Annotated in this window: 13 protein-coding genes and 2 tRNA genes; 7 read left to right on the top strand and 8 right to left on the bottom strand. The window is 39.7% G+C overall.

What is annotated here, in order from left to right:
* Nucleotides 1-30 precede the first annotated feature (30 nt).
* The 7 genes from galB to RM539_RS01495 all read right to left on the bottom strand — a co-directional run bounded on the left by galB (nucleotide 31) and on the right by RM539_RS01495 (nucleotide 13,585).
* The gene (gene galB, locus RM539_RS01525; protein WP_311501712.1) at nucleotides 31-2,529 is read right to left on the bottom strand and encodes a beta-galactosidase GalB; all 2,499 of its coding nucleotides are present in this window, start codon (nucleotides 2,527-2,529) and stop codon (nucleotides 31-33) included.
* A gap of 65 nt (nucleotides 2,530-2,594) precedes the next feature.
* Nucleotides 2,595-3,449 carry a hypothetical protein gene (locus RM539_RS01520; RefSeq protein ID WP_311501711.1) on the bottom strand — a complete coding sequence of 285 codons (855 nt, stop codon included), beginning with the start codon at nucleotides 3,447-3,449 and terminating at the stop codon, nucleotides 2,595-2,597.
* 26 nt (nucleotides 3,450-3,475) lie between these two features.
* A complete protein-coding gene (locus tag RM539_RS01515) occupies nucleotides 3,476-5,065 on the bottom strand; it encodes a RagB/SusD family nutrient uptake outer membrane protein (protein WP_311501710.1) in 1,590 nt (529 codons plus the stop codon).
* Between the two features lie 16 nt (nucleotides 5,066-5,081).
* Nucleotides 5,082-8,192: a SusC/RagA family TonB-linked outer membrane protein gene (locus tag RM539_RS01510; RefSeq protein ID WP_311501709.1), complete on the bottom strand. Its 3,111-nt coding sequence runs from the start codon at nucleotides 8,190-8,192 to the stop codon at nucleotides 5,082-5,084.
* A 633-nt stretch (nucleotides 8,193-8,825) separates the two neighbouring features.
* Nucleotides 8,826-12,842 (bottom strand): hybrid sensor histidine kinase/response regulator transcription factor, encoded by a 4,017-nt coding sequence (locus RM539_RS01505; RefSeq protein ID WP_311501708.1) that lies wholly within the window; start codon nucleotides 12,840-12,842, stop codon nucleotides 8,826-8,828.
* A gap of 548 nt (nucleotides 12,843-13,390) precedes the next feature.
* Nucleotides 13,391-13,464: transfer RNA gene (locus tag RM539_RS01500), tRNA-Asn, on the bottom strand.
* Nucleotides 13,465-13,511: 47 nt separating this feature from the next.
* Nucleotides 13,512-13,585, bottom strand: a tRNA-Asn gene (locus RM539_RS01495).
* A gap of 231 nt (nucleotides 13,586-13,816) precedes the next feature.
* On the opposite strand from RM539_RS01495, the gene RM539_RS01490 reads away from it, so the two are divergent.
* Genes RM539_RS01490 through pncA form a run of 3 tightly spaced genes read left to right on the top strand, consistent with a single transcriptional unit; the run spans nucleotide 13,817 to nucleotide 16,390 of the window.
* Entirely contained in the window at nucleotides 13,817-14,347 is a 531-nt protein-coding gene (locus tag RM539_RS01490; RefSeq protein WP_311501707.1) for a macro domain-containing protein, read from the top strand.
* Between the two features lie 25 nt (nucleotides 14,348-14,372).
* Nucleotides 14,373-15,782, top strand: a complete 1,410-nt coding sequence (locus tag RM539_RS01485) for a nicotinate phosphoribosyltransferase (RefSeq protein WP_311501706.1) — start codon at nucleotides 14,373-14,375, stop codon at nucleotides 15,780-15,782.
* On the top strand, nucleotides 15,779-16,390 hold the full coding sequence (gene pncA, locus RM539_RS01480) for a bifunctional nicotinamidase/pyrazinamidase (protein WP_311501705.1): 612 nt from the start codon (nucleotides 15,779-15,781) through the stop codon (nucleotides 16,388-16,390). The genes RM539_RS01485 and pncA overlap by 4 nt, the downstream gene beginning before the upstream one ends.
* Here pncA and RM539_RS01475 read toward each other — a convergent pair.
* On the bottom strand, nucleotides 16,387-17,157 hold the full coding sequence (locus RM539_RS01475; protein WP_432264603.1) for a THC0290_0291 family protein: 771 nt from the start codon (nucleotides 17,155-17,157) through the stop codon (nucleotides 16,387-16,389). The two genes, pncA and RM539_RS01475, sit on opposite strands and share 4 nt — an antisense overlap.
* 205 nt (nucleotides 17,158-17,362) lie before the next feature.
* Between RM539_RS01475 and gdhA the strand changes: the two genes are divergently transcribed.
* The 4 genes from gdhA (at nucleotide 17,363) to ileS (ending at nucleotide 25,491) form a co-directional block, all read left to right on the top strand.
* Nucleotides 17,363-18,706 (top strand): NADP-specific glutamate dehydrogenase, encoded by a 1,344-nt coding sequence (gdhA, locus tag RM539_RS01470; RefSeq protein ID WP_311501703.1) that lies wholly within the window; start codon nucleotides 17,363-17,365, stop codon nucleotides 18,704-18,706.
* Between the two features lie 82 nt (nucleotides 18,707-18,788).
* A complete protein-coding gene (recO, locus tag RM539_RS01465) occupies nucleotides 18,789-19,508 on the top strand; it encodes a DNA repair protein RecO (protein ID WP_311501702.1) in 720 nt (239 codons plus the stop codon).
* Complete coding sequence (locus tag RM539_RS01460; protein WP_311501701.1) at nucleotides 19,508-21,910, top strand: TonB-dependent receptor; 2,403 nt, start codon at nucleotides 19,508-19,510, stop codon at nucleotides 21,908-21,910. The genes recO and RM539_RS01460 overlap by 1 nt, the downstream gene beginning before the upstream one ends.
* A 179-nt stretch (nucleotides 21,911-22,089) precedes the next feature.
* Entirely contained in the window at nucleotides 22,090-25,491 is a 3,402-nt protein-coding gene (gene ileS / locus RM539_RS01455) for an isoleucine--tRNA ligase (RefSeq protein WP_311501700.1), read from the top strand.
* Nucleotide 25,492 lies beyond the last annotated feature (1 nt).

Genomic DNA, 25,492 nt, shown 5'->3' with positions numbered 1-25,492 from the left:
TAATTTTCATTATTGGTTAGAATTATAAGATTAATTAGTAGTGATGCTTGTAGTTGCGCTTTCCAGCCCTTCAGCCGTTGCTGTAAGCTTTAAATTTCCCGATTTTTTGCCTGCCTGAACAATTACAAGGGCTTTCCCGTTCAGGGCGCTATGTTCTTTGCCTTTAAAAGACTCGTGATTTGTAGGATCTCCGCTTGCCACCCCCACTATTTTTCCATCGCCTTCCAAGCTGAATTTTATAAGATTATCGGCCCGCGGGGCAAGAATTCCTTCTTTATCTGTAATCGTAACGGTAATAAAGGAAAGATCATTATTATCTGCTGTTATTGTTTGGCGATCTGCTGAAAGCTTCATTTTTGCAGGTTTTCCGGCCGTTTTTACTTCTTTTTCAAGCACAACTTTTCCATCTTTTCGGGAAACCGCTTTTAAAGTTCCGACTTCAAAAGGAAAACGCCACATCACATGCAGGTCATCGCCTTCTTTACTTTTTGTGCCCATGGATTCTCCATTCAGAAATAATTCCACTTCATCGGCATTGTTATAATAGGCCCAAACATCTACGGTTTGCCCTTTTTCCCAGTTCCAGTGGGGCAAAATATGCAGTACATCTTCATTGGTCCACTCACTTTTGTACATGTAATAAGAATCTTTTGGAAAACCAGCCAGATCCACAATCCCAAAATACGAACTTCTTGAAGGCCAGATATATGGGGTGGGTTCACCTATATAATCAAACCCTGTCCAGATATAAAACCCGGAGAGGAAATCGTGTTTTTTAATCATTTTCCAAGTGGCTTCATGCAAAGAGCCCCAGGGTGTCCTTACCTGGTCGAATGCTGAAACCGTATTATCCGGATTTCCACCTTCAAAAACCTTATCCCAGCTTACCGGCCAGATTTTGGTGGTGTCTGAAGGAAATTCATAATATCCACGTGTTGCCAAAGCCGAAGTGGTTTCAGTAGCGATAAACGGCGTATTCGGGAAATTTTTTAAATGATAAGGGTAGGTTTCGTGCGCGTAATTGTAGCCAATAATATCCAGCGCGCCAGAACCTGCCAAAGCATTTGGCTGCGCCCTGTTTTCTTCAAACTGGATGGTAATATCCTCGTCGCTATTTACTGCTATTGGCGGATTCATCGCAGCGGTTACGGGACGGGTGCTGTCCAGGTTTTTAACGATATTGGCCAATTCATGGCCTATTTCTGCGCCACGCTCATTCCATTGCTCGGGAATTTCGTTCCCGATGCTCCACATAAAGATGCTGGGATGGTTACGGTCCCGTACAATTAAATCGGTAAGATCTTTTTCGTGCCATTCTTCCCAATAATTGGCATAGTCGTTTTCTGATTTATTTTGTTCCCACATATCAAAAGCCTCATCCATCACGATAAAGCCCATTTTGTCACATAAATCCAGCAATTCCGGGGCGGGAGGGTTGTGCGCGGTACGTATTCCGTTCACCCCCATTTCTTTCATAATTTCCAGCTGGCGCTCTATGGCGCGGGTATTAATAGCTGCGCCAAGCGCTCCAAGGTCGTGGTGAAGGCAAACCCCTTTGATTTTTAACTGTTTTCCGTTCAGTATAAATCCTTCCTTTAGATCGAACTTGAAACTTCTTATGCCAAAAGGAGTTTTATATTGATCCACAATTTCTCCATCTACAGAAATTTTAGTGACTGCAGAATACATTTTAGGATTTTCAACAGACCATAATTCCGGATTTTCTATATGTGTTTTTAGGATGATTTTTTCTTCGGAAGAAGCGCTGATTCCTATTTCTTCTGAAACCGAATTAATTTCATTCCCTTCTAATAAAAATGAAGTTTGCACAGTGGCGGTTTTTGCCTGCCCGTAAGCATTGGCAATATTTAATTCAATATTGGCCGAAGCACTGTCTGCAGTAACGTGGGGAGTACTTATAAATGTTCCCCATTTTGGAATATGAAGTTTATTAGTGGTTTCCAGCCATACATTCCTGTATATTCCTGAACCGGAATACCAGCGGGAATTGGGCTGATTGGAATTATCAATCTTAACAAGAATTTCATTTTCTTCTTCTCCGTAATTTAAATAAGGAGTGAGATTATATTGAAATCCAATATAACCATTGGGGCGGTTCCCTAAATGTTGGCCGTTGATCCAAACATCACTATTGCGGTAAGCTCCGTCAAAAGTTATAAAGGTTAGCTTTGTGCTGTCTTCAGCATTAACATGAAAAGATTTTTTATACCATCCTAAACCACCGGGTAAAGCACCACCTCCTACACCTGCCGGATTTTCTTCATCAAATTCACCTTCAATACTCCAGTCATGCGGTAAATCCAGTGTTCTCCAATTGGTATTTTCTGAAATGCTATCCTTATCCAGAGCAGGATCCTTCAGGTAGAATTGCCATGCCGAATTAAAAGCAATTTTCCTGGAGCTGAAATCTTCTTTTTTGCCCTGATGGTTACAAGCAGTAAAACCTGCGATAATGCAGGATAAAACAAGAGTTTTCAGCAGAGAATTTATTTTTTTTATATGAGTCATATTATTTGTGGCAGGTAAATAATACTACCGCCAGGCCTTAGTTCCTGACGGCAGATCTAAAAAATTTATTCTACTTCTCCTTCTTCCGCAGGACGATAATGAAACACGATTTGGGCAAGTCCTTCTCCATCTCTATCCTGATCCCTTAAGACTCCAAGACGAAGGGAATTCTCACTTAATTCTATTACGTTAACCGAGGTCCAGTTGCTCACATCTCCATAGTAGTCTCCTCCGTATAATGGCTCTACCCCTCCGTTAAAGGTGATGTTATGATCTTCTACATTATAAGAAAATGAACCTGTCTCTGTGGTTTCTTCACTGGAATTAAGAGCGGTTTGGGTGACACTTACATTGTATCCGCCATCAAGATTAAAGGTCATTTGTCCCCAGTTTTTATTCGCCATTACCCATTCATTTCCGGCATAATCTGGAAACCAGGTCCAGTTATCTCCTGCTTCGGGATAATCTACACCGGCCCATCCTACAGGGTTAGCCATATCTAATACCCAAGTTTTACCTTCAACACCGTTAGTAAGCATATTCCATTCTTCTTCGCTGAAATATTCTTCATCGTTTTTGGAAACGGAGACCTGCACAGGTTCAGCTTCTACTGCACCTCCCCGGGTATATGCGGTATAATAAACGGAGTAATTTCCCGCAAACGGAAAAGTCATACTTGTAGTATCCTGATTGGAATGTCCCAGGTCATTTCCTTCACTGTCTTCAAAATGCCAGTATGGAATAACATCTGCAGTATGATTTTGTAAAATAATTTGATTATCACTTCCCGGCTCCTGCATAACGGCAAAATTAAGTTCTGATGCCTTAAGCTGTACTTCAGGAAGATCTTCATCATCTGTTTGGCAGGAATGGAATCCTACGGCCAGGATTGCTAAAATTGCAATTTTTATATTTTTCATAATTACTGTTTTTAGTTAATAATGTTTTACCAGCCCGGGTTCTGTTCTATAGCCCCGTTAGATAGTAGGATTTGAGATTGTGGCAAGGGAAACCAACCCTGGGTTTCAGGCCTGAAATCCACATTGAACTCTCCCCCTAAATCAGTCTCTTCTATTTGCTGTTCGGCTATTTCTAAACTCCATCTGATAAGGTCGAAATAACGTTTTCCTTCCAGGGCAAGTTCAAGGCGACGTTCCATCATAATGTTTTCTTTAGTTAGCGCAATATCATGGGTATCGTCACCAAATGCTCTTTCGCGAACGCGGTCTAAAGCCTGCTGTGCAAATGCATCATCTGTACCCATATTAAGTTCTGCGGCCATTAAGAGTACTTCAGAAAACCTGATTACAGCATAGTCTTCAAAATTATCAATCTGAATATCGCCACCACCGGCGGCAACCACTGCCTCACCAGCTTCATTAGTAATAGGAGCATATTTCTTCCAGGCATAACCGGTATACTGGCGTTGGCCTCTGTCTTCGGGATCAAAATCCAGGCCTTCTGCCGCAAAGTCTATTATGGTAGCATTTCTTCTGGTATCTCCTGCCTGATATGCATTGTAGAGGTCTGGCGTTACCGTTGCACCACCCCAACCATAGGCATAAGGGCCAATGTTGCTGCCACGAGGAGCAATATTTACCGTAAAACGGTTACCTTCATTAAGCGCCCATTCTCCGTTCCCGGAGCTGTTGTAGCGTATGGCAAAAACCATTTCCCTGTTGCCTTCCCCGGCATAGGTTATTGTAGTATCGGCAGCTGCGGCAGCAAGCCATAGTGAACCGTATTCCGGTAAAAGTTCATGCCCGCTATTGTTAACCACATCATTAATATATTCGGTTGCCTGCTGTTTGTTCACTACACCAGCCAGATCTTCGGTTTCATAATAGTCAGTATAAAAAAGGAAGGCTTTGGCCAGGTAAGCTTCTGCCGCCCATTTAGTAACTCTTCCATAATTTGGGCTGCTGTTAAGGGAATAGTTGGCATCACTAAGATTTTGAGCTGCAAAAAGAAAATCATTGGCGATAAGGGCATAGGTTTCTTCAGCAGGAGCTCTTGGAGATTCAAATTCTTCCGGAGTCAATGTGCTTTCCAGGGGAACAATTTCGCCAAACATCCTGGCCAGTTCAAAGTGGAAATGAGCCCTTAAAAAACGTGCTTCTGCTTCGTAAGTTGTTCTTAGGTCTGTATTTTCTCCCCAGTCTACACGGTCCAGGTTTTCCAATAATACATTGGCACGATAGATTCCAAGGTAGCATATTCTCCATACAGGTTCATTCATCTCCAAATCTGAGCCAAATTCAAAGCGGTCCCAATCCAGCGCTACCTGGTTATCTGCTGTACCAAAGCCCCCGTAACAGTTATCTGAAGCGATTTCCGTACTCATTAAGAAACCACCATAACCTTCCCTTTGAAGGGCATCGTAAACTGCTACCAAGCCTTCATAAGCATCTTCCGGAGTCTGGTAAAAATTTTCAGGCACCCTTTCAGTATAGGGTTCATTTTCTATAAAATCGTCAGAACAGGCACTTACGGCAAGTAGTGCTGAAGCTGCGAAAATTTTAATTATATTTTTCATTATTCTTTGATTTTTATTAGAAGTTAACATTTAAGCCTACCAAAAATGTTCTTGGTTGCGGATAGTATCCAACATCAATTCCTCTCGCCCATGATTGGTTAACATTACCAAAACCGATTTCAGGGTCCATACCTTCATAATCGGTAAAAGTAAAGAGGTTATTTGCAGTTAGATAAAGGCGAAACGTGGAAAAGAAATCCAGATCATCACTCAATTGCGCAAGGTCCACACCAAGATTTACAGTTTTTATCCTGAAGAATCCGGCATCCTGGACATAAAGATCAGAGAAGCGCGTATAGTTTCCATTTGAAGTGGTCCCGTAAGTTACTCTTGGAACTGTGTTGGAGGACCCTTCAGTAGTCCAACGGTCAAAAACAGATGTAGTATAATTATTAAAAGGACGTTCATTAGAGCGAACGGCAAACACGTTTTGATTTCCTGCAACACCATAAGTATATACCGAAAAGTCAAAAGCTTTGTAAGTAACATCTAAATTAAAACCATAGTTAATATCAGGATTAGGATCCCCAATCATGGTTTTATCATCCTGATTGATGCTTCCGTCGCCGTTTAAATCTACAAAGCGAACGTCTCCCGGCTGGGCATTAGGTTGGATCAAATTTCCACCCTGTGAATAGGCTGCAACTTCTGCCTCATTTTGGAATATTCCATCTGTTCTTAATCCATAGAAATAACCAATGGGGAAGCCTTCCTGAACACGGTTAATTTCATCTATTCCCTGGAAAAGAAGGTTGGCTTCACCATAAATAATACCATTTGCATTGGCAATACGAAGCACCTCGTTATTATTATGAGAGATATTTCCGTTAACGGAAAAAGTCCAGTCTTTGCCGAATGTGGTATTGTAATTGGCGCTAAACTCAAGCCCTTCATTACGAATGTCACCACCGTTTGTAAACGGAGCCAGGGCTCCGGCAATTAATGGAACAGCCGGTTGTACTATCCAGTCCCGGGTAGTTTTATTATAATAATCGAAGGTTAGGGTTATATCTGAAAAGATTCTTGCGTCAAAACCTATATCCCACTGTTCAGAAGTTTCCCATACCAGGTCTGCATTTGCAACCCTGTCTGGACTGGAACCTACGGCTAGTGGCATTTCATCATCACCGGTGCCAAAATGGTAATTTTTGTTATAGGAGCTTATAGTAGCCAGGTATGCAAACTGTTGATTAAATTGATCGTTTCCGTTTTGCCCCCAGCTAGCCCTTAATTTAAAGCTGTTAATAAAGGAATCTGTGGGGAAGAATTCCTCGCTATCTATATTCCAACCTGCAGAAAATGCAGGGAAATAGGCATATTTATTATTGGGTCCAAATTCTGAAGAACCGTCCCTTCTAATCGTTGCTGTAAAAAGATATTTATTATCATAATCATATAGCAATCTTGCAAAATAAGACTGGATGCTGTAGTCTGTACGCCCGCCGGAAACCCTGTTTTGTTCGGGATTGGTAGTATTAGACAGGTAAGCACGTTCAAAAGTGTCAAATATCAAATCTGTTCCAGAAGCATTTGCATATTCATAAACAGCTTTTCTGGCAGAAGTACCTAGTAACACATCGATGTTATGCAGATCGTCCAGTGTGGTCTGGTATTGAATGGTGTTTTCCCAAATCCAGCTAATATCTTTATTAGAATTTTGAGATACTAAAGAAGTAGCATTGAAGGCATTAGCCGAAAGCTCATAAATTGGGTTAAAGGAGCGGTAACTGCCATCATTAAAATCGATACCAAAACTAGTCCTGAAGGTGAAATTATTTACATCGGCTTCAGCAAAAATATTACCTACGGCACGATTGGATTTACTAAGGTTATTATTATTGTAATATAAAGCACCTAACGGGTTTGTAATATCAGAACTTATATTAGAACGTGCGAAGCTTCCATCTTCATTATAAACCCCCATTGTTGGAGGTGCATTTAAAAAGCCCCTTATATTATTGCTGTAGATTCCCTGATCTGAAACCCCGCTGCTTGTAATGTTCGCAAAGGAAAAATTTTCCCCAATTTCCAAAACATCCTCTATTACTTCATAAGTAATATTGGTGTTAAAAGTAATCCTCTCATAATCGGAGCGGTCTATCTGGCTTCCAATAAGGCCCTCCTGCCCGTAGTAGGCAAGCCCCGTTGTAAAAGTAGCCCTTTCAGAACCTCCGGAAAGTGTTAAAGCATGATTTTGCTTAATGGCACCTTCATTAACAAGTTCATCCTGCCAATTAGTATTGGGAAGTGACGCTATTTCTTCTGAAGGATAAAGCGGTGCAAAACCGGAGTTTACCCTGGCTTCATTCATTATTGTAGCATATTCCCGGCTGTCCAAAAGGTCCAGCCTGTTAGCAGTGTATTGGTAGCCTGTATAGCTGTTGAGGTTTACATTAATTTTACCTTCTTCCCCTTTTTTAGTAGTAACCAATACTACACCGTTTGCGGCCCGGGCACCATAAATAGAAGCGGCAGAGGCATCTTTAAGAATATCTACCCTTGCAATCATAGAAGGATCAAGGTAGCCAATCCCGCCATCTACTACAACACCATCTACTACATAAAGGGGGGCACTATTCCCTGCAGTACCTACGCCACGTATATTTACAACCATACCCGCACCTGGTTGACCGGAAGTAGAGGTAATGTTCACCCCGGAAGTTTGCCCCTGCAGTGCGCTGGTTGCATCTATACTGGCTGTCTGAACCAGGTCTTTGCTTTCTACCAAAGAGGTAGAAGCCGTAGAAACTTTCTTTTTCTGGGTGCCATACCCAATAACTACAACTTCGCTTAGCTCGGCGGCATCCACTTCTAATACAACATCTATTTGGGAGCGGTTGTTTACCGGAATGTCCTGAGTTTCAAAACCCACGTAGCTAAAAACAAGTACCGCATCTGCAGCCACCTGTATTTGATAATTACCGTCAAAGTCGGTAGTGGTACCGGTAGAGGTACCCTGGACCGTCACATTAACACCGGGGATGGGCAAACCATCATCGGCAGACGTTATTGTTCCACTTACAGTGGTACCTTCCTGTGCAAAACCTGGTTGGAAGTATGTTAGCCCCAGAAAGAGAGACAGGCAGAAGAGGAACATTGATGAATGAAAATTGTATTCTCTTTTCATAATAAATGAATTAGGTATTTAATTAATTTTTCTGCTTGATGATATTAAGATTTTATCACTATCACCGTTTCAATCGTTTGCGAAAAACTTACAAATAAGAGCGTTCAGGAAGAATGACAAAAAGTTATTCCCAGTTCAAAAATTTTGAGGTAGAGTTTTAACATGTTTAATAATTTGAATGTTCTATTAGTAATATTTTTTCAGCTACACGTTAAAGTGCTGTTGCCATTTTACATATCAAGATACAGGCTTTAATATGTTAAAAGGATGATGCAATGTACCACCTCGAGCCTGTTGAGTAGGGGTGTCAAATTATCATTAAGAGGGATGTTTTGTTCACAAGCCTATTGTTGAACCCTTATGAATGTTGAGATTGAGCTGTTTTAATATTGGAGGTATATTAAAGTTCCATTTGTTTGGGAACAATTTTATTCTTTTAAGCAAACTTCTAACGTCTCTAAATTTTTAGAGCAGATTTCGGAAGGCAGGGGGTAGGTTGGCTTCTTTTTATGTTGTTTTTATATAAGTGTAAATTTCAAAGGCTATTGATGGAAATGGCAATTTTGAGTAAATCATTTGGTGCTTTCTCTTGAAGAAGACGAATAAAGTATTAAAAAATTTGTCTTACCGAAGTTAGGAATAGGATACTTCAGCTCTAATTTCTGAAGGGAGTTTTTTGAATTTTTTCTTGAAATTCTTTGTGAAATATTTCGGATTATTAAACCCTACTTCATAAGCTATTTCAGAAATGGTCATCTTGCTGTTTTCAAGCAAATGTTTTCCCCGGTTTAGACGGGTGTCTTTAATAAATTCCTGTGGTGACTTTTCAGTTTTTGTTTTCAGTTTATTGTAAAGATAGGTACGACTTACACCAAGTTGTGATGCAAGACTTTCCACAGAGAATTCGGGATCACCTAAATGCCTGTCCACAATTTGCAGTGCCTGCTGTACAAACTTATCATCCTGGGAGATCACCGGTTGCTGTTCTTTCTCAAGCTTTATTTTTTTGCTGTATGCCTGCTGAAATGCCCGGCGCTGCTCAATAAGATTACCTGTGCGGGAAAGTAAAACATCTAAATTAAATGGTTTCGAAATAAAATCATTAACACCAATTTTTAATGCCTGTAATTTTTCCTGATCTTTTTTATTTGCGGTTAGCAGGATAAAAGGAATATGCCTGGTACGAGGGTCTTTCCTTATCTTTTCACATAATGAAATTCCATCCATTTTTGGCATGATCCAATCTGAAATAATAATGTCTGGTTTAACAGAGAGTGTTTTTTTCCAGCCTTCCTCACCATTGGTGGCTATAAATACATTGTAAAACGCTTTAAATTCACCCGTAAGAAAGTTTAGAAAATCCACGTCATCTTCTATAATAAGAACAGCGGGGTTATTTTCCTGTGCAACAATTCTTTCTTTTGAAGATACCTCATCTTCAGGTTTTTCAGGAATATTTTCTTTTAAAACAGGGAACGGGAGACTCACGATAAACATAGTTCCCTCTTCAGGCTTACTTTGTACTTCAATTTTTCCCTTATACAACTCTACAAATTCTTTTACAAGAGACAGTCCTATTCCGCTTCCAGAAGAAGAATTGCTTTTTGTACCTTCAACCTTATAAAACCTGTCAAAAATATGTTTTTGATCCTCTTCTGGAATTCCTATTCCGGAATCTTTTATTTTTATTTTAAGTGTTTTTTCATCCTTTTTAGTATTTCCACAGATGCGGCAATCCATTAAAATTTTTCCTTCTGTGCCTGTAAATTTAAAAGCATTAGAAAGCAGGTTGAAGAGAATTTTTTCCAGTTTATCCTGGTCAAAGGCCGTATAAAAGTTATCGGTATTTGTTTTGAAGGTGTAAGTAATATCTTTTCTTGCAGCCAGGCTTTGGAAGGAGTTAAAAGTTTTTTCCAGAAATTCAATCAGGTTCCCCTGTGAGGTAAATAATAACTTCTCCTTCTCTATGTTTCCAAGATCAAGAATTTGGTTAATCAGATTAAAAAGACGTTGGGTATTTTTATTTACAGTTTCTAGTTGCTCTTTTTTCTCACTTGCAGTTTCTTTAAACTTTAGTTTATCAATAACAGCCAGAATGAGTGAAAGCGGAGTTTTAAATTCATGACTTATATTGGTAAAGAACCTGATTTTCATTAAGTCCATTTTGTGCAATTGAGCAGCTTCTCTTTTTTCCTGTTCTATTCTGAATTTTTCCTGCTGCCGCCGGATTATCCTTTGGCGGGAAATAAACAGAATTAGAGCTATTACCAATACATAAAAGATGTAGGCATAAGTGGTCTTGTAAAATGGTGGAAGTATTTCAATATTGAGCGTGGCGGGGCTATCACTCCACACCTGATCATTATTAGAAGCCCGCACCATAAAGGTGTAATCTCCCGGGTCAAGATTTGTATATGTTACCCGGCGGTTATCGCTTCGCGATCCCTGCCATTCTTCATCGAATCCTTCCAGTTTATACTGATAATTATTTTTGGAAGGCTGGAAGAAATCCAGCGCAGCAAATTCCAGAGAGAATAAATTTTCATTATGGTTTAAAGTAATTGAAGGAGTCTCGGTTATGGCTTTTTTCAAAATCACCCGATCATTTATTTTCTCACCCGGTCTCACCCGTTGGTTGAACAGGTACAACGAAGTGAAGACCACTTTAGGAGGATTCTCATTGAAGTTAAAATCTTCAGGATTAAAGAGGTTAAAACCATTTAAACCTCCAGCCAGAATTTCTCCACGGCTGTTTTTGAAAAGTGCATTTTGATTAAACAAATTCCCCTGTAGCCCATCCTGGTCATCATATTTGCTGAAAGTGGGCTTTATCCTTACAGAATCTTCTGAAGCATATTTTTTCTTCATTTGAAAAAGTCCGTATGAGGAGCTTAACCATAAATCTTCCTGGTTATCTTCGGTTATTGCAAGTACATTTTTACCTGGCAGGCCTTCTTCTTCAGAAAAATTAGTAAACGATTTTCGATCAGGATTATAAAGGCTTAGCCCTTTTTCGGTCCCAATCCACATATTGTCATCACTGCCCCGGAATAAAGAAATTATATAATCGGTGGGGAGAGCCTTATTTCCGTTAGTGTGGGAGTCAAAATGCTCTCTTTTTCCGTTTTCAGGATTAAAGATGTCAATGCCGCTAACTCCGCCAATCCAAATATTTCCTTTTACATCTTCAGTAATACTGGATATGTAGCTGTTATTATGGAGGTTGGGAATCATTGAAGTATTGCCGGAATGATAAAACCTTTCGCTTTCCCTGTCAAATATTTCCAGTCCTGAAACAAGTGTACCAATCCAGAGTATTCCTCTGGAATCTTCAAAAATTTCCCATACACTTTTGCCACCCAGGCTATATGGGTTTTCTTCATTATGAGTAAACCTGGTGAAGGTTGTTGTGCCTTCTGTGTGGTTTAATTTATTTAAACCGCCCAAATAAGTGCCCACCCAAAGATCTCCTTTGTGGTCATGATAGAGGCTAACAATAATGTTGCTGGAAATGCTGGAAGAATCCTTTTCCTTATGTTTAAATTGTTTATACTCATGCGTTTTCCGGTTTAAAAAGATAAGTCCTCCTCCATTTGTCCCTATCCAGATATTTCCATCCTGATCTTCTTCAAAAACATTTACATCGTTAAAGGGAAGGCTGTTTGATTGGGAAAACAAATTTTCGTGATGCTGAAACCTGATGCTGTTTTTATGGAAGTAATCTACACCGCTTTTAAAAGTTCCTGCCCATATAATTCCATCATCATCTTTATAAAGAGAGGTGATACTGTTATGGGACAGGCTATTTTCAATTTCAGGATTGTTGGAAATATAGGTAGTGTTCCAGTTTTCTTTATTGATTAATGTTATGCCACCATGATCGGTAGCTATCCATAAATTGCCTTCAGGATCCATTACTATATCTGAAATTAAATCACTGCTAAGCCTTATTTTGCTGGTGCTACTATTAAAATTACGCAGGCTATCCATTTCAGGCTTATAATAAAATACACCATGATCTTCAAATAAGTGTATCCATAAGTCGTTATCCTGATCTACGGTTAACCTGTAATCTTTTATTTGGTTATTAAATTTTTTGGCTAAAAGAGGATATTCCCCGGTAATGGACATTGTTCTTTTATCCAGGTTCTTAATTGTTCCATCCTGGTAAATTATCCAAAAATTGTTGTTGTTTCCCTCCTGAAAATCCGTTACCGAATTACCAGGTTCATTATTAGAAAACGGAACTTCTTCAGCTTTCCGGCCTGGTAACGAATATTTAAAAATTTCTTCTCCTTCCAGTATAAACCAAAAATCTCCTTCCGAATCTTTTTTAATGTACAATACCTCTTTCTCAGGTAATCCCAGTTTTTTTAAGATTTGTGCCGGCCTATAAGAGAATTGTTCAGTTTCAGTATTAAAAATTTTCATTCCCGAGAAAGTCTGTGTCCAAATATTTCCCAGGGGATCTTCAAAAATCTTATCATAGTTCTTAGGGTACACCTGAGAATTATCTGCGGCTTTGGGATTAAAGGTCCTTATTTCGTAACCATCATACCGGTTTAAGCCAGAAGAGGTGCCAATCCAGAAAAATCCATTACTATCCTTAAAGAAGGAATTTATAGAGCCGGGTGAAAGGCCGTCTGACACGCTTAAATGGCTAAATCTATAATCAGTGGAAGACAGGCAGCCGTTTTTTAACGATTGCGAAAAACCTTCTGAAAAAGATAAAAGCAATACTAAAAGGATAAAATATCTAATCAAGCCGGAACTGGATTTATTTATAGCAATTTATCTAACTTATTGAGGAGAAAAAATATATTCTTTAGTGAGTAAGCTAGATAAAAAATATGTTATTTCCAAATTTTCAATACAGCGGGTAAAATTTGAATTATTCGCAATAATTACTCTTGAAAAATAGATTTATAAAAGAATTAGCAAATCTGGATAGTTTTAAACTATAATTATAGCGCCAGATTATTTATATGAAAATGCCATTATTAGTTTAAGAGCAACAGTTGTTTAAAATATTACTACATCATTTCAAATTAAAAGCCGGAGATATTTGCCTTTATAAGGCTAATTCATTGCTCCTTCTCTCGAGATTTCTTCGGCTTTGTTCACTTACTCGGGACACGTTCTATCCCAGGAATAATTTCATAAAAAAATGCCATCCTAAGAGAATGGCATTTATCAGGCTCCCCCTCTTGGGCTCGAACCAAGGACCCTTTGATTAACAGTCAAATGCTCTAACCAACTGAGCTAAGGAGGAATTTCAGTATGTCCAGAATTTTTAAAAAAGCTTTCTGTTGCTTTTTGCTCCTCCTCTTGGGCTCGAACCAAGGACCCTCTGATTAACAGTCAGATGCTCTAACCAACTGAGCTAAGGAGGAATGTTGCAATTCTTTTTTGCGGATGCAAATATAAAGGAATTTTTAGATCCCTGCTAAATTTAGCTATAAAAAATTGCATCTTTTTATAGTTCTTTTTTAATTCTGCTATGTGCTCAATAACAGTGGGTTTTATGTTTTATTAGAAGATTATCGTGATATTCTACGCGGAATATGAGATTTTCATTTTTTATAATAGGAAAAAATATTAGATTCATAAAAAATTTATTTGATATGCAAGTCACTCCTAGTAATGTCCACATTGAAGCCGTAAAAGGTGGAATTACCCAGCAAGCCGATGTTCAGGCTATTGTTAACGCGGCAAATGCAGAGCTCACCACCGGTGGTGGTGTTGCAGGAGCTATTCACCATGCGGCCGGGACAGAGTTGTACAAGGAATGTCAGCAGTTTGCTCCTATACGTCCGGGGGAAGCGGTTATTACCAGTGGTTATAAATTACCGAATGAGTATGTTATCCATTGCCTGGGCCCGGTCTATGAAAGAAGGAAAAATTATGAAGAATTACTGGAAAAATGTTACATAAATGCTCTTCAGCTTGCGGAGGAGAAAAACATAAAATCTATTGCATTTCCGGCTATTTCTACCGGGGTCTTCGGTTATCCCATGGAAGCGGCAGCAGAGGTGGCGGTGAAAACTATTTTAAAACAAATTCCACAGTTAAAGCATGTGGAAAAGATTAAATTTGTCTTGTTCACACAGGCAGATCTGGAAATTTACCAGAATAAGCTTGAAGAACTTCAATAAGTTCACCACCAAGACAAAATTTAATATGTTTAATTTTACTGCAACTTATACAGACCAGTACCAGTTGGCCATGGCGCAGGTTTATTTTAAAAAAGGCCATCACGATCATCAGGCTGTCTTCGAATATTTTTTTAGAAAAATTCCTTTTGAAGGGGGCTATGCCGTTTTTTCCGGTCTGGAAGATTTGCTTCAAATAATTGAAAATTTCAGGTTTAATAAGTCTGAAATTGAGTATTTGAGAAACAGGGGTTTTGAGGAGGATTTTCTTGCCTATTTGGAGACTTTTAGCTTTTCCGGAAATATAATTTCTGCTAAAGAAGGTGATATTGTATTTCCTACACGTCCTGTATTACAGGTAGAGGCGAACATTATTGAAGCACAGCTTATAGAGACCATTCTTCTAAACCTTCTTAATTTTCAAACTCTCATAGCAACAAAAGCAAGTAGGATGAGGTTGGTAGCCGGGGATGCCACACTCCTGGATTTTGGCCTTAGAAGATCGCAGGGCCCGGGCGGGTATTATGCAACCAGGGCTGCAATTACCGGTGGTTTTGATGGTACCAGCAATGTGATTGCTGCAAGAGACCTTAATATTTCTGCTTCCGGGACCATGGCACATTCATTCGTACAGAGTTATGATGATGAACTGCAGGCATTTAGGGATTTTGCTGAAGGGCGGCCGGAAAATTGTGTGCTTCTTGTGGATACTTATAATACCCTTAAAAGCGGAATTCCCAATGCTATTAAAGTAGCGAAGGAAATGGAGCAGAGGGGGCAAAAGCTTCTTGCAATTCGGTTAGATAGCGGGGATTTGGCCTATCTGGCAAAGGAAAGCAGAAAACTGCTTAATGAGGCAGGGCTTGATTATGTAAAAATCGCGGCCTCCAATCAGCTTGATGAGCATGTGATAAAAAGCCTTTTGGAGCAGCAGGCCCCAATAGACATTTTTGGAGTAGGTACTAATCTTGTTACAGGAAATCCTGATGCAGCATTGGATGGAGTGTATAAGCTGGTTTATTCTGCCGGTAAGCCCCGTATCAAGATTTCTGAAAGCCTGTCGAAGATAACACTTCCGCATAAAAAACAGGTCTTCAGAATAAAAAATAAGGAGGGAAAATGTATTGGTGCCGATGTTGTGGCCCTTGTTGAAGAAACCGATGTGAAAGAGATGTTTCATCCTTTTGAACCTTATAAATCTCTTCATATTGAAGAATATGAGCAGGAGCCTTTGCTGGAAAAAGTAATGGAAAATGGTAAAAGCCTGCTAAAATCCCGCTCCCTAAAAGAGATAACTGCTTATAGTTTGTCAAGGCTGGCAGAGCTGCCAATAGAATATAAACGGTTCAATAATCCCCATATCTATAAGGTGGGACTGAGCGAGCGGTTAAAAGAAGATAGGGACAGATTAATCAAAGAGAATAAGAGTAAATTATGAAAGCATTATTGATTATAGATGTTCAAAATGATTTTATGCCGGGTGGAGCTTTGGCTGTTCCTGAAGGAGATAAAGTGGTGCCTGTAATTAATGATATTCAGGGAAAATTTGATCTGGTTATTGCCACACAAGACTGGCATCCTAAAGGACATGCCAGTTTTGCTGTAAGTCACCCGGGAAAGCAGGAATTTGAAAAGATAGGCCTAAATGATATTGAGCAGGTTCTTTGGCCGGCGCATTGCGTACAAAATACAGAGGGAGCGGCATTTCATAAGGATCTCAAGACATCAAAAATTGAAGCTATCTTCAGAAAAGGAACAAATACCGACATTGATAGTTATAGTGGCTTCTATGATAATGCTCACCTAAAATCTACCGGACTTTCAGGCTATCTGAAAGAAAAAGGAGTGAAGGAAATTTACTTCGGCGGACTTGCAGCTGAAATCTGCGTATTTTTTTCAATTAAAGATGCATTAGAGGAAGGTTTTTCAGCAATATTAGTTGAAAATGCTACCAGGGCTTTAGATAAAGCCGAATTTGAAAATACAAAGAAGCAAATCCTGGCAGCCGGAGGAAAAATTTTAGATTCCTCGGCATTGGGATTCTAAAAGTTAAGATAATAAATGTAGCCTACATTTATCCAGAAGATCCAGTCATTAGCTTTATTCTGCGGTGCATCAATATTTAAGCCGTCAATCCAGTCACTGTTATAGTAATGCCACCTGCTTTCAATCATTATGTCTCCACTACGATGAATTTTATAACGTGCTCCCATACTGCCAACAACTGCAAAAGTGCTTTTAGATTCAAGATCTATCCCGTCCACAAACGTTGGAAAAACATTTGAAGGGTCTTCCAGCGGTCCAAGATCAGAATAAGCGAAAGGGCTAAAATTTACAAAATGAACCCCAAGACTTACATAGGGCGAAAAGAGATAACCAAAATTGGTAAAATCTCTAATGTTCAAAAAATGGTATTCCAGATGTGTACCTATTTCTATAGTCTCAGTAAAACCATGCATGGCTCTTAAAAGTTGTCCGCCAATGGTGTTTTTTGAAGCAACAGGGCCACGGTGTTCTAGGTTAGTCCTGAAGTAATCAATTTCATTACGAATACGAAAATGCTTATTAAAGAACCTGTTTCTGGTATAACAGCTGCACTCTGCATTAAACGCAAAATTCAGGTAATGCACCAGGCCCACTCCCAGGCCGGAATTATTAACATTGGTGTTTAAGTTCCATCGTTCCCCGTAATCTGTATAAAAGGAAGCAGGGCCGGCGAGTACTCCAATCTCATGAGAAAGCCCGAATTGAGCATAAGTATTTCCGCCAGAAAGTATAGTGAAAATAAATAAAAAAAACACAGTTCGGGGCATGTAGACTGGTTATGAGATAGTCGCAAATATATAAAAAGAAGTTTAAGATCAACTTCAAATAATTTTCCACCTGAAAAAAGTTCATAACATATCGGGCGTTAATATTATATCAAAAAATAAATATTATCGGCTATCTTTTAGAGAACCCCTATATTTGCACTGCATAACAGCAATTTTTTTAATAAACTTATTAGCACCACACAATATGGAACAAAATGTAAAAGAGTTCTTAGATAAGGTATCAAAAAGAAATCAAAATGAACCTGAATTCATGCAGGCCGTTCATGAAGTTGCAGAAACTATAATTCCGTTTATAGAGGAAAATAAGAAATATCAGAATATGATGCTGCTTGAGCGTATGGTGGAACCTGAGCGTATGATTATGTTTAGAGTGCCATGGCTGGATGACGAAGGCAATATTCAGGTAAATCGCGGGTTTAGAATCCAGATGAATTCAGCAATTGGCCCATACAAAGGTGGTTTGCGTTTTCATCCAACAGTAAATCTTAGTATCCTGAAATTCCTTGCCTTTGAGCAGGTATTTAAAAACTCTCTTACCACACTTCCTATGGGTGGGGGTAAAGGTGGATCTGATTTTGATCCTAAAGGAAAATCTGATAATGAAGTAATGCGTTTTTGCCAGAGTTTTATGACAGAGCTGGCTAAGCATATAGGTGCAGATACCGATGTTCCTGCCGGTGATATTGGTGTGGGTGGCCGTGAGATAGGATATCTTTTCGGGCAGTACAAAAGGTTACAAAATGAATTTACCGGAATCCTTACCGGAAAAGGTATTTCTTACGGAGGATCTTTAATTCGTCCTGAAGCAACAGGTTACGGTAACGTATATTTTGCGCAAAATATGCTTTCCAGAAAAGGAGAGAAGATTGAAGATAAAACCATAGTAATTTCCGGGGCAGGAAATGTGGCGCAATTTGCTGCAGAAAAAGCTATTCAGCTAGGGGCAAAGGTACTTACCATGTCCGATTCCGGAGGTTATATTTATGATGAAGAAGGAATTAACCAGGAGAAACTTAATTTTATCATGAATCTTAAAAATGAGAAACGTGGCAGAATAAGTGAATATGTAGAGGAATATCCTAATGCCAGATATCATGAAGGAGAAACTCCCTGGAGTGTAAAATGTAATATTGCTCTGCCTTGTGCCACTCAAAACGAATTGTTGGAAGATGATGCCAGGAAGCTGGTTGAAAATGGATGCATGTGTGTGGGAGAAGGGGCAAATATGCCGTGTACTCCCGAGGCTGTCGAGGTGTTCCACAGTGCTAAAATCCTTTTCTCTCCGGGTAAAGCTTCCAATGCCGGTGGTGTGGCCACTTCAGGCTTGGAGATGTCGCAAAACTCCCTGCGTTATGCATGGACTTCAGAAGAAGTGGATAAAAAGCTTCATGAAATCATGAATAATATCCACGCGAAATGTGTGGAATATGGAACAGATAAAGATGGATATGTAGATTATGTGAAGGGAGCAAATATTGCCGGTTTCGTAAAAGTTGCCGATGCTATGCTTGCCCAGGGCGTTGTATAAATTATTCAACTTATAACATATTTGAAGCCGCTCCTTTCCGGGCGGCTTTTTTAATATCTTTGATGTTCAAATTTTCTCCGGAATGCTGGTAAATACTGAAGCAATAGTTATAAGCGCCTTAAAATACGGGGAAGCCGATCTTATTGTTAAAGCTTATACCCTGGAAAGCGGAGTGAGAACATACATGCTTCGCGGAGTGTTGAAATCGAAAAAAGGCAAATTTAAGGCCTCCCTTTTTCAGCTTTTAACTCAGCTGGAAATAGTAGCCAGCCATAAAGATAAAGGCACGCTGGAATATTTAAAAGAAGCTAAGGTTTTACATACTTACCAAAGCCTGCACACCAATTTTATCAAGACTTCCATGGTCATGTTTTTAGCTGAAGTTTTAAAAAATGCTATAAAAGAGGAGGAAGCAAATCCTCATTTGTACCAGTACCTTAAAATCAGCTTAAACTGGCTTGATCTTCACAACTCCATAGCTAATTTCCACCTGCTTTTTCTGCTGAAGCTTAGCCGCTACCTGGGTTTTCATCCCGATGATTCCCAAACCAATTTGCCATATTTTAATTTACTGGATGGAGTTTTTCAGGAAATTAAAACCAATCAATACTGCATAGAAGGTGAAAATCTTATAATTTTACGGCAGTTCCTGGACCTTGGCTTTAACGACTCCAGCAATTTAAAACTTAATCAAAACAGCCGGAATAGTTTTTTGAATATGCTTATTTTCTATTATGAATTGCATATTGAAGGCTTTAGGAAGCCCAAATCCCTTGCTGTGCTCAACGAAATATTTAGCTAATGCAAAAGCACTACTTTCTACTTGCCTTTTTTGTAAGTTTCTTTTCAATAAATGCCCAGCAAATTCAGGTGCTGGATGAAGATTCTCATGAGCCGCTGCCTAATGTTAACATCTACAATGCTGAAAGTACAAAAACGCTACTTACTAATCTAAATGGATTTGCAGATCTTTCAGGATTTGAAGAGAACGAGCTTCTTATTTTTAAACATCTTTCTCATGATGAAAAAAGAATAAGAAAGGCAGGAATTCTCAGGAATAATAATATTGTTTTCCTGGAACCTAATGAAAATCAACTGGAACAGGTGGTGCTTTCGGTGTCTAAATTTGAAATGAACAGGGAAAATATTCCGCAGAAGATTGTAAGTGTTACTCCTGAAGATATTAAACTTTACACCCCTCAAACTTCTGCCGATTTGCTTCAAAACACCGGTCAGGTTTATGTACAGAAGAGTCAGCTGGGTGGTGGAAGTCCTATGATAAGAGGATTTGCAACTAACCGACTTTTAATTACGGTAGATGGTATTAGAATGAATACAGCTATTTTCAGAAGCGGAAATCTTCAAAATGTGATTTCCGTAGACCCGCTGGCGGTGGAAAGGGCTGAGGTGCTTATAGGTCCCGGATCGGTGGTTTATGGCAGTGACGCTATTGGCGGGGTGATGAATTTTTATACCCTTGAACCCGGTTTCTCATTCTCAGAAGAGACTAATATTTCCGGAAACGCTTATGCGAGGTATGCTACGGCTAATGAAGAAAAGACCGTTCATGCCGATGTAAATATTGGTGGGAGTAAACTTGCTTCCCAAACCTCAGTAACTTATTCTGATTTTGATGACTTAAAAATGGGAAAACACGGTCCCGGGGAATATCTTCGGGAAGATTATGCCGTGCGCCGAAACGGGGAAGATATTCAGGTGGAAAATGAAAATCCGAGAGTGCAGAAACCTACCGGCTACGAGCAAATTAATCTGCTTGAAAAAATAAAATATATGCCCGGTGGCGACTGGGATTTTAATATTGGGCTTATTTTTTCTACTACTTCAGATTATCCTCGGTATGACAGGTTGTATCGTAAAAGAGATGGGGTGTTGCGCGCTGCAGAATGGTATTACGGCCCGCAAACCTGGTTCCTTGGTGACTTCAAAATTAATAAAAGAGGAAACGGGGAATTTTACGATAAAGCCCAATTTACCGCTGCCTATCAATATTTTGCAGAAAGCCGAAACGATCGTGATTTTGGCGGGGAAACCTTATTTACCACGGAAGAAAATGTAGGTGCCTATTCCCTGAATCTCGATTTTGAAAAAGGTTTTGCTGAAAGTAAACTATTCTACGGATTTGAATATGTGCTGAATAATGTAGATTCTGAAGGGGAGAGTACAAATATTATTTCAGGAGAAGCTAATCCTACAGCCTCACGATATCCTGACGGTTCTTCCTGGCAGTCGCTGGCCGCGTATGGCAGTTATCAATGGGAAGTAAATGATGATTTATCTTTCCAGTCCGGACTGCGGTATAACCATATTTTGCTTGATGCTGAATTTGATGACCGGTTCTATGATTTCCCGTTTGAAGAAGCAAATATTAGTACAGGAGCATTAACCGGAAGTGCCGGGATTAACTGGAAACAGAACGATTATTTGAGGTGGCGGGTTAATCTTTCTACCGCTTTCAGGGCGCCTAACGTAGATGATATTGGTAAAATTTTTGATTCGGCACCTGGTTCTGTGGTGGTGCCAAACCCCAACCTGGATTCGGAATATGCTTATAGCGGAGAACTGGGACTGGAATGGTCTCCTGCCGAAAATATAGAATTTCAGGTCGCGGGATATTATACATTTTTAGACAATGCCATGGTGCGCCGGGACTTTGATCTTAACGGAGAAACCATAATAGATTACCAGGGGGAACCCAGCAGGGTGCAGGCTATCCAGAACGCTGCCAGCGCATATGTGTATGGGTTTGAAGGTGGAATGCAGATTGATTTTTCAGTTGCTTTAAGAATGACTTCTCAACTAAGCATAATGGAAGGGGAAGAAAAGGAAGGAGATGATTATTTGCCTTTGCGGCATGCATCGCCGGTCTTCGGAAATACTCATTTTATCTGGAATAAAGGCAAACTTAAACTCGATATTTACGGTGAGTATAATGGCGAGTTCGAATTTGAGGATCTCGCACCTTCAGAGCAGGATAAACCTTATCTTTATGCAGTAGATGAGAATGGGAATCCTTATTCCCCAGCCTGGTACACGCTTAATTTAGCTGCACAATACAAATTAAACAACCACTGGAATGCTACGGCAGCTTTGGAAAACATCACCAATCAACTTTACAGGACCTATTCTTCGGGAATTTCAGCAGCGGGAAGAAATTTTATAATTGCGCTGAATTATAGTTTTTAAGCTGAAGCTTTAGTAACAGGTTTTAAAGAAATTCAGCAATAAACAATTTTCAGTTTTAAATTAATATTTCCGGTATTACTTCAGTATTAAGTCTACCGCAAAAGCTTATTTTCTTTTTCTTAAGACTTCTCTTTTGTCAAAATTGATTAATTTTGCACATCATTAGAAATTTCGACAAAATGAGCAATAAGTTCCCTGAATATAAAGGACTTGACTTACCAAAAGTTGCAGAGGAAACCTTAGCCTGGTGGAAGGAGAATAAGATTTTTGAAGAAAGCGTTAGCTCGCGGGAAGGTGCAGAGCAATTTGTGTTTTTTGAAGGTCCGCCTTCAGCAAACGGCCTGCCCGGAATTCACCACGTGATGGCCCGTTCGATTAAGGATATTTTTTGCCGTTATAAAACCCAAAAAGGATTTCAGGTTAAACGTAAGGCCGGTTGGGATACGCACGGTTTACCAATAGAACTTGGTGTAGAAAAAGAACTTAATATTACCAAAGAGGATATTGGGAATAAAATAAGCGTTGAAGAATATAATCATGCCTGTAAGAACGCAGTAATGCGTTATACAGGTATCTGGAATGACCTGACCGAAAAAATGGGCTACTGGGTAGATATGGGAGACCCGTATATTACCTATAAGTCCAAATATATGGAAACTGTTTGGTGGCTGCTTTCCGAAATTTATAAAAAAGGGCTTATCTATAAAGGCTATACCATTCAGCCATATTCTCCAAAAGCGGGAACCGGTTTAAGTTCCCATGAGCTTAACCAGCCGGGAACTTATCAGGATGTTACCGATACCACGGTAACGGCCATGTTTAAGGCAAAGAAAGATTCTTTACCGGAAGCACTAAAAGATGAGGCAGATGCTTTGTATTTTATTGCCTGGACCACCACCCCGTGGACGTTGCCTTCCAATACGGCACTCACCGTTGGGCCAAAAATTGAATACGTTAGTATAAAAACATATAATCAATACACATTTAAGCCAATCACCATCGTGGTTGCAAAAGATCTTGCTGAAAAACAGTTCGATAAAAAGTTTGTAAAAGTTGAAAGCGAAGAAGATCTGCAAGGTTTTAAAGAGGGAGACAAAATTCCTTATTTTATTGGCAAGAGTTATCCCGGAAAAGATTTGGTAGGGATTAAATATGAGCAATTAATGCCCTATGCCCAGCCGTACAACAATCCTGAAAATGCCTTTCGCGTAATTTCAGGAGATTTTGTTACTACTGAAGATGGTACGGGAATAGTGCATACTTCACCTACTTTTGGTGCAGATGATGCCCTTGTGGCAAAGCAGGCTACTCCAGAGGTGCCGCCGTTGCTGGTAAAAGACGAGAATGATAATCTTGTTCCGCTGGTGGATTTGCAGGGAAAATTCAGAAAAGAGCTTGGAGAGTTCGCCGGGAAATATGTTAAGAATGAATATTATGAGGATGGGCAGGCACCGGAAAAATCTGTAGATGTTGAAATTGCCATTAAACTAAAGGAAGAAAACCGGGCGTTTAAAGTAGAAAAGTACGTTCACAGTTATCCCAATTGCTGGAGAACCGACAGGCCAATTCTTTATTATCCGCTGGATTCATGGTTTATAAAGGTAACCGATGTAAAAGACAGGATGCATGAGTTAAACCTTGGCATTAACTGGAAACCTAAAGCTACCGGGGAAGGACGTTTTGGAAACTGGCTTGCCAATGCTAATGACTGGAACCTTTCCCGAAGCAGATATTGGGGCATCCCACTTCCTATCTGGAGGACTGAGGACGGAAAAGAAGAAAAAATTATAGGTTCCATTGCAGAGTTAAAAGAAGAAATCACCAAAGCTGTTGAAGCAGGGGTGATGGATAAAGATATTTTTGAAGGTTTTGAACCTGGCAACATGAGTGATGAAAACTACGAGAAAGTAGACCTTCACAAAAATGTTGTTGATGAAATTGTTCTGGTAACTGAAAGTGGAAAGGCAATGAAACGTGAAGCCGATCTTATTGATGTGTGGTTTGATTCCGGTTCTATGCCTTACGCGCAGTGGCATTATCCTTTTGAGAATAAGGAAAAAGTAGAAGGCACCTGGCGCCAGGCAGATTTTATTGCTGAGGGGGTGGACCAGACAAGAGGATGGTTCTATACAATGCACGCCATTGCCACTCTGGTTTTTAATGATGTGGCTTATAAAAATGTGGTTTCTAACGGGCTTGTTCTGGACAAGAATGGCCAAAAAATGTCTAAACGTCTTGGCAATGCCGTAGATCCTTTTGAAACGCTTGCCGCTTTTGGGCCCGATGCAACCCGGTGGTACATGATTTCAAATGCCAATCCATGGGATAACCTAAAATTTGACATTGAAGGTATTGGGGAAGTGCAGCGTAAATTCTTCGGAACCCTTTACAACACGTATTCGTTTTTCACTCTTTATGCCAATATTGATAATTTCACATATGCTGAAGAGGATATTGTCCTGGAAGAGCGTCCGGAAATTGACCGCTGGATCCTTTCAGAATTGCATACGTTGATTGAAAAAGTTGATAAATTTTATGCCGATTATGAGCCCACAAAGGCTACACGGGCAATTTCAGAATTTGTTCAGGAAAACCTGAGTAACTGGTTTGTGCGCTTAAGCAGGAGAAGGTTCTGGAAGGGTGATTATGAGCAGGATAAAATTTCTGCTTATCAAACCTTGTACACCTGCCTGGAAACAGTGGCGAAATTGGGAGCTCCTGTGGCTCCATTTTACATGGAGCGCCTTTACAGGGATTTAAATAAAGCAACCGGGAAAGAGAAAATTGAATCTGTTCATATAGCTGAATTCCCCAAATTTGAAGATAAATTTGTGGATAAAAAGCTGGAAGGCAAAATGGAGAAAGCCCAGCGCATTTCTTCCCTGGTGCTTTCCCTTCGGAAAAAGGAGATGATTAAAGTACGCCAGCCCCTGCAGCGCATAATGATTCCGGTACTTAATGAAGAACAGGGAGAAGAAATTCTTGCTGTTCAGGAGCTTATAAAGAGCGAGGTGAATGTGAAGCAAATTGAACTTATAGACGATGCTTCAGGAATATTGGTGAAGCAGGTAAAGCCTAATTTTAGAGTTCTTGGTCCACGATTTGGAAAAGATATGAAGCTGGTTGTCAATAAAATAAATGAGTTTTCTTCCGAAGATATTGTGCAAATAGAGCAGCAGGGGAGCATTGAGGTAGAGGTTAATGAAAAAATGATTACTTTGGCGGCCGATGAGGTGGAAATTACTTCACAGGATATTGAAGGCTGGCTGGTGGCCAGCAGCGGTAATATTACTGTTGCACTGGATGTGAGTATTTCCCCGGAATTGAAGAAAGAAGGAGTTGCGAGAGAACTGGTAAACCGTATTCAAAATATCCGGAAAGATTCGGGATTTGAAGTAACCGATACTATAGAGGTGACCCTACAGAAAGACGGCATGGTCGAGGATGCCGTGAATGAAAACATAAATTATATAAAAAATGAAACTTTAACTGCAAGTCTCGAATTTGCAGATGTGGTTGAAGAAGGCACCCAGGTGGAGTTTGATGATATTACCACAAAATTGTTTATTAAAAAACAGTAGC

Origin of the sequence: Autumnicola musiva (assembly GCF_031846585.1) — a bacterium.
Taxonomy (GTDB): domain Bacteria; phylum Bacteroidota; class Bacteroidia; order Flavobacteriales; family Flavobacteriaceae; genus Autumnicola; species Autumnicola musiva.
Note: the sequence above shows the minus strand (reverse complement) of the source record. Positions and strands in the feature narration are given on the sequence as shown.

Excerpts from the sequence above, each read along its gene's own strand:
- RM539_RS01475 (WP_432264603.1), bottom strand. The coding sequence starts at position 17,157 with ATGCCCCGAACTGTGTTTTTTTTATTTATTTTCACTATACTTTCTGGC.
- recO (WP_311501702.1), top strand. The coding sequence starts at position 18,789 with ATGCTGGTAAATACTGAAGCAATAGTTATAAGCGCCTTAAAATACGGG.
- RM539_RS01490 (WP_311501707.1), top strand. The coding sequence starts at position 13,817 with ATGCAAGTCACTCCTAGTAATGTCCACATTGAAGCCGTAAAAGGTGGA.
- RM539_RS01515 (WP_311501710.1), bottom strand. The coding sequence starts at position 5,065 with ATGAAAAATATAATTAAAATTTTCGCAGCTTCAGCACTACTTGCCGTA.
- ileS (WP_311501700.1), top strand. The coding sequence starts at position 22,090 with ATGAGCAATAAGTTCCCTGAATATAAAGGACTTGACTTACCAAAAGTT.
- pncA (WP_311501705.1), top strand. The coding sequence starts at position 15,779 with ATGAAAGCATTATTGATTATAGATGTTCAAAATGATTTTATGCCGGGT.
- RM539_RS01520 (WP_311501711.1), bottom strand. The coding sequence starts at position 3,449 with ATGAAAAATATAAAAATTGCAATTTTAGCAATCCTGGCCGTAGGATTC.
- RM539_RS01460 (WP_311501701.1), top strand. The coding sequence starts at position 19,508 with ATGCAAAAGCACTACTTTCTACTTGCCTTTTTTGTAAGTTTCTTTTCA.
- RM539_RS01510 (WP_311501709.1), bottom strand. The coding sequence starts at position 8,192 with ATGAAAAGAGAATACAATTTTCATTCATCAATGTTCCTCTTCTGCCTG.
- RM539_RS01485 (WP_311501706.1), top strand. The coding sequence starts at position 14,373 with ATGTTTAATTTTACTGCAACTTATACAGACCAGTACCAGTTGGCCATG.
- galB (WP_311501712.1), bottom strand. The coding sequence starts at position 2,529 with ATGACTCATATAAAAAAAATAAATTCTCTGCTGAAAACTCTTGTTTTA.
- gdhA (WP_311501703.1), top strand. The coding sequence starts at position 17,363 with ATGGAACAAAATGTAAAAGAGTTCTTAGATAAGGTATCAAAAAGAAAT.